Origin of the sequence: Brevundimonas vesicularis, assembly GCF_900445985.1 — a bacterium.
Classification (GTDB): Bacteria; Pseudomonadota; Alphaproteobacteria; order Caulobacterales; family Caulobacteraceae; genus Brevundimonas; species Brevundimonas vesicularis_D.
In genome coordinates this window covers 1481493-1493862 of the sequence record NZ_UAQP01000014.1, presented here as the reverse complement: position 1 = coordinate 1493862, position 12370 = coordinate 1481493, and the positions used below count along the sequence as shown (strand labels likewise).

The following is a 12370-nucleotide window of genomic DNA, read 5'->3' as shown; positions in this document are numbered from 1 at the left end:
TCGTTCGGGAGGCCGACATGAGCGCGCAGATCACAGCCGCCCATGTGGCGCTCGCGGTCGTGGCGGCGTGTCGGATGACGGGAGCGGATCCGCAGGCCGTGTTCGGCCCTGCCCATGGCAACAAACGCACCCGTCTGATCGCGGCGGCGGGCCTGATGACGGCGCTGAAGCTGAAGCCCCGCGACGTCGCCGGCGTGTTCAAGGTCGATCGGTCGCGGCTGGCCCCGTCCATGCTGCGCAACGCGGACATCGAGGCGGATCGCCTTTTGAACGTCGCGGAGGCGCTGCGGAATGGCGGCGTGCTGGATGGCGCGCGCCCACAGCCAAAGGCGGCGGACGCGGATGCGTCGGCGCGTAAGCCCTCGCCGGTTCAGACGCGCCCGGATCGCCCGGTCGCCCCGCCGCCTGCGCCCCCGCCGCCGCCGCCCGCCCAGCCCCCCGAACCCGATCGCCCCCGTCCCGCCGCGACAAACCCGGTTCGTTCGCGGCCGACGCCGGCGCGGTCCGGCGCGGTCGAAACGCTGAAGGCGGTCAGCGACAATATGGTGCGCTGGTCGCGGATTTACCTCTCGCGCGGCGTGCCGATCGGCGACCTGGCCGACCTGTTTGACGTGGACGTCGAGGCGCTGGCTGGCCGCCTGAAGCCCGAACTGGCGAGGGCGGCATGACGCAATATCGCTATCCCAATGGGCAGATCGTCACGGTGATCGAACCCTTCTATCCCGCGTCATGCGACGGATGCGGATGGCAGGGTTCTTCCGGCGACTGCGGAACCGATAGCTGGGGCGACGACAGCGACGTCTATTGCCCTTCATGTTCGAGGAACGGCGCGGATTGCGGCAAGGCGGCTGAAGCGGCCGTCCGCATCAAAGCAAGCGGGCAGGCCGAGCCATGACCGCCGACATCGTCGAATTCCCCGCTCGCCCGGCCGGCGAGCCTGTCCGCGTGCGCCGCGTCGCGGCTGCGGGTGACATCGTCGTCCTCTGCCTGAACGCCACCGTCGGGCTGTGGGCGGCCTGGCCTGTCGCCGCCGTCGATGACGACGGGGTGGTGATGGGCGTCACCAATCGCGCCGGCAAGATGCTGGGTGTCGGTCGGCTGAACTGCGCGCCGGACGTGCTGGCCTTCCGCGCCGCCGACCATGATCCGGAGGCCTTCGCCGCCCTGCGCTGGCGGACCTGGATGGATCAGGGCGATGCGGTGATCGCCTTCGCCGAGATCGCGACGGTGTCGTCATGACGAAACTGAAGGCAACACGTCAAAAGATGGCGCCTGCGTCTCCGGGCGATCTCGTTGTGCTTCAGATCCAAGGAACCGTCGGCTGGACGGTCCTGTCGGTCGCTGAGGTCGATGAAGACGGCGCGATCACCGCCGTGTTCGATGTCGATGGCCGGGCAATCGCCATCTATCGGATGACGGACAGCCTCTCGTCATGGTTCGTATGCGGCTCCGAACGGCTACGCGAGGGCGCGCACGCAGAACTTCAAGGCCTGACCTCGCCTGACATCGCCGCCATCAAGGCGGCCTTCCGGGAGTGCGCGGCTGATGTGTGAGCGGTGCGATCTGCTGGCGGCCGAGTTGGCGCAAATGAAGGATGAGCTGGCCGAATGGCGGCGGCAGGCGTCGGAAGAGCGCAGCGTCGTCGTCCACGGTGAGGTGCGCGACCGCTGGTCCAGGACGCTGCGTCTGGCCCCGTTGCTATCGCAGGCTGTCATCCTGCTGGTCGAACGCGAGGGGCGCGCGGTCCGCTACGACGCGATCGCGAGGGCGACCTGCCGACACTTCGACGACCTTGCCGACCCCTGCGCAAGCGCCAAGGTCACGGTGCACAAGGTGCGCCGCGCGATGGCGGCGGTCGGCATCAACGACGGGATCGAGACGGTTTGGGGCGTCGGCTATCGCATGCGCCCAAATGCAGCAGCCGCGCTGAGGCGGGTCGTATTCGGGCCTGAGGCACCCTCCATCGTCGGGGTGGCGGCATGACCCATGACTGGTCCGTTGCTGTCGATGACGCGATCGTTGCGGCTGCCCGAAGCGGCGCGGTCTTCGCGTTCAGTCTGTCGGGCGGAAAGGATTCCGGGGCGGCGGGCGAGGCCGGTCAGCGGTTCCTCGATGCTGTCGGTCATCCAAGGGATCGGCGCGTTGCGATCCATGCCGATCTTGGGCGAGCCGAGTGGAAGGCGACGCCCGAGGCTGTCGCCGCTACTGCCCGTCACCTCGGCCTGCCGCTGATGGTGGTGCGTCATCGAACGCACGACATGGTCTCGCGCTGGGAGACCCGGTTCACCCACGGCAAGCGGCGATACGCTGATCTGTCCGTGTTCAATCTCATCGGTCCGTGGTCGTCGTCGAGCCTGAGGTTCTGCACGTCGGAGATGAAGCAACAGGTGATCGCGCCTGCGCTTCAGCGGGCCTTTCCCGGAGAGACGATCGTCTCTGTCGTCGGCATTCGCAGGGACGAAAGCGTCAAGCGGGCCGGGGCGCAGATCAGTAAGTCGGAGTCCGCGCGGGATCGGGCTGATGGGTCGCGCATGATGACCTGGCATCCGGTGCTCAACTGGTCAGCGGACGCCGTTTTTGCACGCCATGCCGCGACGCGCCTGCCCCTACACGAGGCGTATTCCGTCTACGGATCCAGCCGGGTTAGCTGCGCCTTCTGCGTCATGCAAAGCGTCGGGGACCAGGCGGCCGCCGTGCGCTGCGCCAGCAACATAGACCTATACCGACACCTCGTCGCCATGGAGGCGGGGTCGAGCTTCAGCTTCCAGCCGACGCGCTGGCTGGCCGACGTCGCGCCAACGTTGCTGAGCGAAGGCCTCGCCTCGGACGTTCGTCGCGGCAAGGCTATGGCGCTTCAGCGGCGATCCCTTGAAGCGGGACTGCCGGAAGGCCTGCGCTACGTCAAAGGCTGGCCGCTACGGGCACCGGCCTGGGCCGAGGCGGAACGGGTCGTCGCTGCGCGCGGTGTGATCCTCGGTCATCACGGCTTGCCTGACCTGTTTCCAACGCCGGGTTCGGTGATCGCGCGGTTCGAGCAGTTGATGGCCGAGCGTGATGAGAAGGCGTCGGCGCAAGTCGCTCGAACACAGGCTGCAATCCGGCGCCAATGGAGGGCTGCGGCATGACGCGTGACCTGTTCGGCGAGACGCCTCGGCCGGCCCCGAAGGCCGGCGAGATCGCCCTGGCGATGGTGCTGCACGACCAGACCGACAAGGCGTGGCTGCTGGCCGAGACCAACGATCGCCGCGAGGCGCAGTGGGCGCCGAAGTCACAGGCGAGACGCGGCGAGGGCCGCGACGAGAACATCTGGACCATGCCGACCTGGCTGGCCCAGGAACGGGGGTGGATGTGAGTAAGCTTGGGGAGGCCGGCGCGTTCGAGGCGGCCTTGAACCTGCTGCGCGAGCAGCTGCGGGCGGTGGCGGACGTGCGCCGTCAGATCGCCAGCGATGAGGCGCTGAGGGCTGAAGATCCGAAGCATCAGCACGCGCTGATGGTCCAGACGCTAAACGAGATGGGGCAGCTGGCGCGGGCGATCAGCACGCTGGAAGCCGTCGAGGCCGGGCGGATCGTGGTCGCACCCGAGAAGGTGCTGCGGCCCCGCGTGGCGGCGGCCGACCTGCCGCCGATAGAGCGGACCAGCGCCCTGGCGGTGAAGACGCCCAGCGCGCCGCTGGGGGCCTTGTCATGAGCGACGTGGCGGTGACGTGGGCCAAGGCGCAGGAATGCGTCGATGCGGCCGGCAAGAAGGATCGCAACGCCAAACAGACGCTTGTGCATCTGGCGTCCTACGTCGATGCGCTGGGCGTGGGCTGGGCGTCGGTGCCCGTCTTGGCCATGGAGATGGATGTCTCGGAGCGGTCGGTTCAGCGCGGCCTGCGGGCGCTCGAGGCCATGTCGCTGATCAAGGCGACGGGCGAAAAGAAGAACATGGAGGGGCGTCTGTACCCCTATTACCAGCTGCCGCTGGAGACGGGTCACGCCAGCACGGCGCGTCGTCGCAAGGCCGAACGGGCGGCGGCGCGGGGTGACAGGGTGTCACCCCAAGGCGGGGAAAATCCGGGGTCGCCGGGTGACAAGGTGTCACCCCAAGATGTCGCATCTGTCACCCCACGGGGTGACACGGGTGTCACCCAAATAGGGAAGGGAATTACTCAAGGGTTTAAACCCTCCGCGAGCGTGCGCGCGAGCGAGGCTGCCGGGAAGGCTTGGGCGACGAAGGCGCCGGAGCGGGTCGCCCCGCCACGCGTCGAAGCGTCATGGCTTAACGCCGTCGAGCGCAGCCGTGAAACCGACGACCGGATGCTGAGCGCGGTTCGGGCCTGCGTCGCCCGTGATCCCGACTTCGGCCGGGGCAAGGCGATGAACCTGGACCGCTGGCTGGACGAGGATCGGTTCATGGCCTGGTTGCCGGACGACGGCGCGCTGGCGCAGGCCCCGATCGTCCTGGGCTGGGCGGGACCGGCGAACGTGAAGGCGGCAGTCATGGACGCGATGGGGGAAGCGGGCGTGGCCAGCTACCTCAATCACGCGGGCTGGGACGAAGGGCTTTGCGCGGTCGTCGCGGCGACGAAGATCGGGGCGCAGCGCCTGACGGATGGGGCGGGTTCGGCGCTGAAGGCGCTGGGCGTCCGGGTGATGACGAAGGGGGCGGCGCATGGGTAAGGCGGTTATGCCGATGCGGCTGAGCGCAGAGCAGCTGGCGCGCATGGAGGCCAGCCGGGCGCGGCGCTTGGCCGGTCCCGTCGAGGTGGTGGTGTCGGGCGTGACCCTGCGCCCTTCGCAGCGGGATGCGTTGATGGAAGCCGAGCGTCTGGCCGGCGGCTTGGCTGAGCGACGCAAGGCGGCCATGCTGGTCCGTCTGGTCGAGGGGCAGCTGAAGGCGGCGCGCGATGGGGCGGCCGTCGAGGCGGCGATCGAGGACACGTTGCTGCGGGCCGAGGCGCGTGGCGAGGCGTTCGAGGTCGAGACGGTGGCGGTCGGCGAGTTCCGGCGCGACGACAACGGCGGGCTGGCGCGGCTGAAGGGGCAGCCCATCCTCGACGTTCAGACCGTTCGGCGGGCGCGGCGCATCGATGGGATTGCCAGCCTCTATCGGGCCGGGCACCTCGACGACGACCAGCTGCGGATCGCGGACGAGTATCGCCAGCTGGTCGAGGCGGCCCGCCCGCCGGTCGGCGTCGCGACGATCGAGCCACGCGTGGGCCGGGCATGGGCGGATCCAGAGGCTCCGATGGCGGCGGCGATCGAGCGAGGACAGGCCGGCGCGCTGCTGTCGAGAAAGCATGCGGCGCTGACGCCGGAACAGGCCGCCGTGCTTCAGGCCGTCGCCGGTCGCGGTGAGAGCATTCGGGGGCTTACGGGCGGCGGTCGTCGGTGGCAGACGAATCGGTCGCTGCTGATCGAGGCACTTACACTTTCCGACAAAGTTCGATCGGTCGAGAAAATGTAGGTTGTCGGACGGGAACGCTAAGTGCATCCGTTCCCTCACTTCCAGAGGTGCGACCCCAGCCCGCCCGGCCCTGCCGAGGCGGGTTTTTGGTGGCCGCCATAGGCCACGGGTCCTTCCCCCAAACCCTGACGTATACGGGCAGCTTGGGCATGTAGGTTCTCAAGCGAAGACCTAAAATGCGCATAGCACGGATCGCGCACGGATCATGTTTGGCGCACGGGTGAACGCACATGAACGCACGGATGCAGTCAGCACCGTCGGGCTTCGTGACCGTCGCCCAAGCGGCGGCCGAACTGACGCGGCGCGGCGATAAGATCGATGCCTCGAACGTTTCGAGATACCTCGCCCGCAACCCCGACATCGCCTCCCGAAAGGAAGGCCGATGCCGATTCGTCGATCTGGCGGCGTTGATCCTTCATCGCTCGGGTAACACGCTGTCGATAGGGCGGCGCGACATGGTCCCGGAGGATGCTGCACCAACTGTCCTGGACGATGATGATGGCGGCGGCGTACCGCTGACGCCGGGCATCGCCTCGGAGATCCAGCAGGCCAACCTTCGCCTGAAACAGCTTCAGGTCCGCGACAAGGAACGTGAAGACGCACTGGCCGAGGGCGACCTTGTGCCGGCGGCTGACGTCCTGGCCGTCATCAACGGCGTGATGCAGACCTTCGTGACAGAGTTGGAGCGGGTCGAGATGTCCATCGCCACCCGCCACGGCCGCGTCGTCGCTGCTGATTTCCGCAAGGCGCGAAAGGATGCCCAGGCGGCGGCATCTGCCAAACTAAAGGTCGCGGCCGAAGCGCAGCTGCACCCGTCTGTTTCCGGCATGATCGCCACCGATCAGGCCGCTGCGCCCTGACGCGATGACCGCAATGTCGCTGGCCGCTGCAGCGGTCTACGCGGGTGTGGCGGCGGCGATGGCGCCCGCCCCTGAAACGAGCATTTCAGAGTGGGTAGCGGGCGGCGCTGACGGCGGGCCGGTTATCCTGTCGGCGCGAACGAACACGCCCAAAGAGGGGCCGATCAGTTTCGACGGCGTCGAGTATCTGCGCGAGCCGCTGGATCGGCTGCACCCTGACGATCCGGCATCGCGGGTCACCATTCGTGGCGGGGCGCAATCCGCCAAGAGCACCGTCGGACAGCTCTGGGTCTGCTGGTCGGTCGAGAACAATCCGCGCTCCTTCGCAATCGGCCTGCCTTCGGCGGGCGAGATCACGAAATACAACGAGCTGAAGCTCGAGCCACTGCTGGACGATAGTCCCCGGCTGAAAGACCGCATCGACCGCCGCGTCATCCGTGGCCGGCCGATGTCGGATGGCAAGAAGAAGACGCTGAAGACGGGCGCGCAGATCCGCCTCTTCAACCTCGCGTCACCGAAAGAACTACAGATGATCTCGACCGGGAACCTGATCCTGGAAGAGGTCGGCAACGCCCTCGTCGATGTTGGTGAGCGCGGCTCCCCGGTCGCCCAGGCGCGTGAACGTCAGGCCGCTTATTCGGTCATCGGTTCCAAGGAACTGATGATCTCGACGCCGTCCGTGCTGGGCGAGTGCGAAGTTTCAAAGGCCGAAGAGGCGGGCGACCAGCGCCGCTTCTATGGCCAGTGCCCTCACTGCACCGGCTTCTTCCACCTCGAGCCGGAGGATTTCAAACCGGCCTCGCCGAACGGCACGCCTCATCACTTCGTCTGCCCTCCCTCGGAGGGCGGATGCGGCGGCGTTTTGGAAGAGACGGACATGCTGACGTTCCGCCCCGCCGGGATCTGGCTGCCCACCTTCCCGAGCCAGAACGAGGATAACCCGGCGCCAGCCAAGTTCGTCGCAGCTGAAGACGTCCATGGCTATACGCGCCGAAACTGCGAAGGCCGCGAGCCCAGCTACTACATCTGGCAGGCATACTGCGGCCTGATCAGTTGGGCGAAGATCGCCAAGTCCATCGCCGACGCCAAGTCACCAGCGGAACTGAAGACCCTGGAGCAGCAGACCTTCGGTCGCGCTTGGGATCCTTCGGTCGAGGCGATGAGCTGGGAGGAACTTCACCGCCTACGCGAGCCATACGAACACTCCATCGTCCCGGCAGGGGCGGAATACGTCACGGCCTTCACCGACGTCCAAGGCGCCTATCTCGAAGGCGGCGCCATCGCCTGGGGGCCGGGCGGCGAGTGGTGGGTCATCGATCGTTGGGTCATTCCGGGCGACACAGCCGGCGACCAGGTCTGGTTCGAACTCGACGAGATCTACCGCCGAACCTACCCCCATGCCGAAGGCGGCGAGCTGGGGATCGAGGCGTTCGGCGTCGACACCGGATTCAGAACCCAGCGCGTCTATTCCTTCTGTCGCGGTCGTCCCCGGTCTTATGCCATGGATGGCCGGCCGGGCTGGAAAGTGCCGATCCTGGGCAAGGCCAAGCCGGTCAAGGTGGTCGAGCAGGGCCGGGTCAAGGGGCGCGTCAAGCTGTGGCCGTCCGGCACGTGGGAACTAAAGGCCATGTTGGCCTGGTCCCTGAAGCTCTCGACCGAAGCGGGCTACGCGGTCCGTCAGCAAGGTCGGGGACACTGGTCCATGGCCGAAGACGAGGCCTGGGCGCAGCAGATCACGGCAGAGGGTCTGGCCGAGGAAACCGACGACCGCACCGGCGAGATCAAGCGTTGGTGGAAAAAGCTGCGGGACCGCAACGAGTGGGTGGACATCTGGGTCGGCGCCCGCGCGCTGGCGTGGAGCCTCGGAGTCGGCGCGCCGGCTAAGAACGGCGCAGAGAATGTGGATTGGGCCGCACGCGCCGCTGCGCGCGGCCAGGCCTCGGCATCGGCGCCTGACCTCTTCTCGGGGGAAAAGACGGCGCCGAAGTCCGCAGTTGCCTTGGAGCCGTCCGATCCGACGCCGCCGGCGAATGACAAACCGGGTTCGTCGGAACGTCGGTTCTTCCGTAAGAAACGAGGCTGAGCATGGCGCTGACCGAAGACGATGTGATCCGTCTCGCCCGCCTGCGGGCTGACCGCGACGCCCAGATCAGCGGGCGGGCGGTGTCCAAGGTCGCTTCAAATGGTCGCTCAAAGGATATGGCGGCGGCAGATCTGAAGCGCCTGGATGGTGAGATCGAGGCTCTGGAAACCAAGGCTCTCACTGGGCGGTCGCGTCGTCGCGGTGCGATCACCTTCCGGTGGGACCGATGAGCGGCATGTTCGGCCTGCGCGGCCCTGCCTATCCTTCCACCCGATCGGCGTCGGTGGCTCATGTGCCGACGGCGTTCGAGCGACCCTATGAAGCGGCGCGCCGCGAGGGCGTGCACGCAAACTGGCGGCCGGGCCTCCGCTCGGCGGATGCCGACTGGCTGGATGACCGCGATGAGGTGATCGCCAAATCGCGTGACATCGGTCGGAACGAAGGCGTCGGCGCATCCGCCACCATGCGCGTCGTCAATGCGTCCGTCGGCTTCCGCTGGGATTTCACGTCAAAGCCGAACCATCGCGCGCTGGGCATCAGCTATGAGGCGGCGCGCGAGCTGGGCCAAGCGATCGGTGCTGAGTGGGAGCAATACGCTTACGGCATCCACTTCTGCGCCGACGCGGAACGCACCCTGACCTTCGGCCAGCTGCTGCGCCTGTCGGCCGCTCACATCTTCAACGACGGTGAGATGTTGGGCCTCGTCGAGTGGGCTGAAGAAGAGCTGACGAAATACAAGACGCGCCTGCGCGTCGTCGATCCCGATCGCCTGTCGAACCCGAACGGCAAGCCGGACACTCCAACCTTGCGCGGCGGTGTCGAGAAGAACTGGAGCCAGGCGCCGATCCGCTATTGGATCCGCGAGGGTCACCCCGACGACGTCGGCATGGGCGCCGGTCGCGTGTCTATGAACTGGAAGTCGTGGGAGCGTTACTCGACCAATCTGGGGCGGCCCCAGGTGCTGCATGCGTTCGACAAGCTGCGTGCCGGTCAGACGCGTGGCGTCACCCGGTTCGCGTCGGTGTTGAAGCTGTTCAAAAGCTTCTCGCGGTTCACCGACAAGACCATCGAGGCAGCGGCCCTCAACGCCCTCTTCCTCGGTTTCATCAAGTCCAATGCTGGTCCGTCGGCGGTTTCGGATTCGTTCGACACCGACGACATGTCGGGCTTCGCGGCGGAGCGCGAGGACTTTTACGACGAGAACCCGGTCGAGGTTCAGGGCGTCCGCTTCCCCGTTCTGGGACCGGATGACGAAGTCCAGATGCAGACGACGGCCCGCGACACCTCGGGCTTCGACGGCTTCACGCGGGCGATCCTGCGGCTCATCGCGGCGGCGCTCGGCGTCACCTACGAAGAGCTGTCCATGGACTTCTCGACGACGAACTATTCGTCGGCGCGGGCGGCCCTGATGATCGCCTGGAAGGAAACGCTCGCTCTGCGCGGCTTGATCGAGCAGCAGATCGTCTGGCCCTTCTTTGCGGCCTGGCTGGAAGAGGCGATCGACATCGGCGCGATCCAGCTGCCGGCAGGCGCTCCCGACTTCTACGACGCGATCGACGCCTATGTCGAAGGCCGCTGGCGCGGTCCTGGTCGCGGCCACATCGATCCCACGAAAGAGCTGCTGGCGGCAGCGGGTCGGATGGAAGAGGGCATCACGACCATGGAAGACGAGTGCGCCGAGTACGACGGCTCCAACTGGGAAGACAAGCTCGAGCAGAAGGCCCGCGAGAACGCCTACAAGCGCGAACTGGGCCTGCCGGTCGACGGCGATCCCGTCGTGCCGGACGATGATCCCGAGGCGGATCGCCAGCGGGATGAGCGCCCGCGTTCCGCGCGCCGCTCGGCCATGTCGCGGGTCGCCGCCATCGCCGACAGCGTCGATCACAACGCCTTCCTGGATGCCCGGCCCGTCGCGGCCTGACCGGCCTTCGAGCCATCTGAGGACACCTCATGTCGAACCTGACCAGTCTGGCGACCCGCCACGCGGGCCGCCCCCTTCTGCTCACGCCGCGCGCCGCTTTCGAGCTGGCCAACCGCGTGCGCGATGTCGATGCCGAGGCCAGCGTGAAGCCCGGCCGCTTCTCCGCTCTGATCCGCAAACTGGCGGGACTGGACCGGCAGCCAAGCGCCATGGACGACGATGGTGATTACACGCCCATCCCCATGGAAACGCGTCTCGCCTACACGCCGCTGTATGCCGGCGAGCCTGACGACTTCGGCTTCTGCTGGACGCTGAAAGACGGCGTCGCTCTGATGCAGATCGACAAGCCGCTGCTCGATCGCGGCGAGATGTTCTGCGGCGAGGTCTATCACGGTTACGACACCATCCTTCAGGGTCTGCGCGAAGCCAACGAGGACGATCGCGTCCGGGCCATCTTCATCCGTGAAGCGACGCCGGGCGGCGTCGTCGCCAGCGGCCTTCCCGCTTTGGCTGAATACATGCGCGAGAACAGCGCGCGAGGCGGCGGCAAGCCCATCCATGTCTATGCGGACATGGCCTGCTCCGCCGGCTACTGGATTGCTTCTGGCGCTGACAAGATCGTCGCCGGCCGCGTCGGATTGGTCGGTTCGATCGGTGCGGTGATCGTGCATGAGAACTGGTCGGGGGCCTTGGAAAAGGCCGGCGTCGAAATCACCCCCATTCAGTTCGGCGAAGCCAAGACCGATGGCGCCTGGTTCGCCTCACTGTCGGATCGGGCGCGCGCGGATCTCCAGGCCGAGATCGATCAGTGCGGCCGGGACTTCATCTCGGATGTGGTCGCCGGCCGGCCTCAGCTTTCTCCGGAAGAAGTTCTGGCGACGCAGGCGGCCGTCTTCATGGGCCACCACGACGAAGCGCCCCGTTCTGCGCTCGGCCTGAAACTGATCGATGCCATCGCCTCCGAAGAGCAGGCGTTCGCCGAGCTGCGCGACCAGGTCGCCGGCTCCAAAACCAACACCGTCCCGGGTTCCCCAGCATCGGCCGGCAGCGCGCGGGACCGCGCTTCGGCTTCCCCTGCAAAGGAGGCCCCTGTGGCCAAGACACCGAAAGCGGGCGGCAAGCCGTCCGCGAGCACCGCTCTGGCTGCCGCACAGGCCGCCGCCCGCAAGGCGCAAGCCGAAGTCGCTCGACTGAAAGCCGAGGCCGCCGAAGAGGCGCCGCCGGCCGATGACGAAGAGGACGCCGAAACGCCGGAGGCTGAGATCGACGACGATCAGGCTCAGCCGGGTGCTGAGGCTGACGACGATGAAGGCGACGAAGACCAGACCGAGGCTGAGAAGATCGCCGGTTCACCGGAGGCCGAATCCAATCCGAAGGCTGCGACGGCTGCGATCGCGGCGGGTTTGACATATGCGCAGTTCCGAAAAACCTCGGCCGCCTTCTCGGGTGTCGGCGCCCGTCGTCTAGAATCGACCCTGAAGGGTTCGCCGCGCCTGGGCGCTGACGCCGCGTCGGACGGCAAGAAAGCGTCTGCAAACCTCGATCCTTCGGCCATCTACAAGCGCCGCGCCGAACGCGCCAAGGGCAGCGTCAAATAAGCCTCGCCTGAGCCTTCCAACCTCAATCGATTGAAGGCGTCGCAGGTCGGCGCCGGATCTGGAGATCCTCTATGACTATCCTCAAGGACTCGCCCGGTGCGGGCCACTTCATCCTGTCCGAAGCCAATGGCTATCGGTCGCGTCAGCGCATCATCGTCGGTCTGGCCCAGACGCTTCTGGCTGGACAGGTGCTCGGCAAGGTCACCGCCAGCGGTGACTATGTGAAGCTGGCCCCGTCCGCCACCGACGGCAGCCAGACGGCCGCCGGCATCGCCTTCGACGACTACATCACCACGACCGAGAAGGTCGATGGCGTCAGTTTCGAACGGGATGGCGAAGTGACCCTCGGTAAGCTCGTCTGGCCTGCCGGCGCCACGGACAATCAAAAGGCGACGGCCGTCGCCCAGCTGGCCGCAAAGGGCGTCCTCGCCCGCTTCTGATCAAGGCGTCTTCTCTT

The 12370-nt window shown here is 66.9% G+C and carries 16 protein-coding genes; all 16 read left to right on the top strand.

Going from position 1 to position 12370, the window contains the following annotated elements:
- Positions 1-17 precede the first annotated feature (17 nt).
- Positions 18-668: a hypothetical protein gene (locus DT343_RS16430; RefSeq protein ID WP_112863724.1), complete on the top strand. Its 651-nt coding sequence runs from the start codon at positions 18-20 to the stop codon at positions 666-668.
- Positions 665-895 (top strand): hypothetical protein, encoded by a 231-nt coding sequence (locus tag DT343_RS16425; RefSeq protein ID WP_112863723.1) that lies wholly within the window; start codon positions 665-667, stop codon positions 893-895. The genes DT343_RS16430 and DT343_RS16425 overlap by 4 nt, the downstream gene beginning before the upstream one ends.
- Positions 892-1239 carry a hypothetical protein gene (locus tag DT343_RS16420; RefSeq protein WP_112863722.1) on the top strand — a complete coding sequence of 116 codons (348 nt, stop codon included), beginning with the start codon at positions 892-894 and terminating at the stop codon, positions 1237-1239. The genes DT343_RS16425 and DT343_RS16420 overlap by 4 nt, the downstream gene beginning before the upstream one ends.
- Positions 1236-1553 carry a hypothetical protein gene (locus tag DT343_RS16415; RefSeq protein WP_112863721.1) on the top strand — a complete coding sequence of 106 codons (318 nt, stop codon included), beginning with the start codon at positions 1236-1238 and terminating at the stop codon, positions 1551-1553. The genes DT343_RS16420 and DT343_RS16415 overlap by 4 nt, the downstream gene beginning before the upstream one ends.
- 34 nt (positions 1554-1587) lie before the next feature.
- Positions 1588-1983: a helix-turn-helix domain-containing protein gene (locus DT343_RS16410; protein WP_181669220.1), complete on the top strand. Its 396-nt coding sequence runs from the start codon at positions 1588-1590 to the stop codon at positions 1981-1983.
- On the top strand, positions 1980-3125 hold the full coding sequence (locus tag DT343_RS16405) for a phosphoadenosine phosphosulfate reductase domain-containing protein (RefSeq protein ID WP_112863719.1): 1146 nt from the start codon (positions 1980-1982) through the stop codon (positions 3123-3125). Before DT343_RS16410 ends, DT343_RS16405 begins: the two co-directional genes overlap by 4 nt.
- Entirely contained in the window at positions 3122-3352 is a 231-nt protein-coding gene (locus DT343_RS16400; protein ID WP_146756784.1) for a hypothetical protein, read from the top strand. Before DT343_RS16405 ends, DT343_RS16400 begins: the two co-directional genes overlap by 4 nt.
- Positions 3349-3690, top strand: coding sequence for a hypothetical protein (locus DT343_RS16395; RefSeq protein WP_146756783.1), 342 nt, complete (start codon positions 3349-3351; stop codon positions 3688-3690). Before DT343_RS16400 ends, DT343_RS16395 begins: the two co-directional genes overlap by 4 nt.
- Positions 3687-4664, top strand: coding sequence for a hypothetical protein (locus DT343_RS16390; RefSeq protein WP_112863716.1), 978 nt, complete (start codon positions 3687-3689; stop codon positions 4662-4664). The genes DT343_RS16395 and DT343_RS16390 overlap by 4 nt, the downstream gene beginning before the upstream one ends.
- Positions 4657-5451 carry a hypothetical protein gene (locus DT343_RS16385; RefSeq protein ID WP_146756782.1) on the top strand — a complete coding sequence of 265 codons (795 nt, stop codon included), beginning with the start codon at positions 4657-4659 and terminating at the stop codon, positions 5449-5451. The genes DT343_RS16390 and DT343_RS16385 overlap by 8 nt, the downstream gene beginning before the upstream one ends.
- A gap of 242 nt (positions 5452-5693) precedes the next feature.
- Entirely contained in the window at positions 5694-6311 is a 618-nt protein-coding gene (locus DT343_RS16380) for a hypothetical protein (RefSeq protein ID WP_112863714.1), read from the top strand.
- 4 nt (positions 6312-6315) lie between these two features.
- The gene (locus tag DT343_RS16375) at positions 6316-8394 is read left to right on the top strand and encodes a terminase gpA endonuclease subunit (RefSeq protein ID WP_112863713.1); all 2079 of its coding nucleotides are present in this window, start codon (positions 6316-6318) and stop codon (positions 8392-8394) included.
- 2 nt (positions 8395-8396) lie between these two features.
- Positions 8397-8624, top strand: a complete 228-nt coding sequence (locus DT343_RS16370) for a hypothetical protein (RefSeq protein ID WP_112863712.1) — start codon at positions 8397-8399, stop codon at positions 8622-8624.
- Positions 8621-10315 carry a phage portal protein gene (locus tag DT343_RS16365; protein WP_112863711.1) on the top strand — a complete coding sequence of 565 codons (1695 nt, stop codon included), beginning with the start codon at positions 8621-8623 and terminating at the stop codon, positions 10313-10315. Before DT343_RS16370 ends, DT343_RS16365 begins: the two co-directional genes overlap by 4 nt.
- 29 nt (positions 10316-10344) lie before the next feature.
- A complete protein-coding gene (locus DT343_RS16360) occupies positions 10345-11913 on the top strand; it encodes a S49 family peptidase (RefSeq protein ID WP_112863710.1) in 1569 nt (522 codons plus the stop codon).
- A 71-nt stretch (positions 11914-11984) separates the two neighbouring features.
- On the top strand, positions 11985-12353 hold the full coding sequence (locus DT343_RS16355) for a head decoration protein (RefSeq protein WP_112863709.1): 369 nt from the start codon (positions 11985-11987) through the stop codon (positions 12351-12353).
- Positions 12354-12370: the final 17 nt, after the last annotated feature.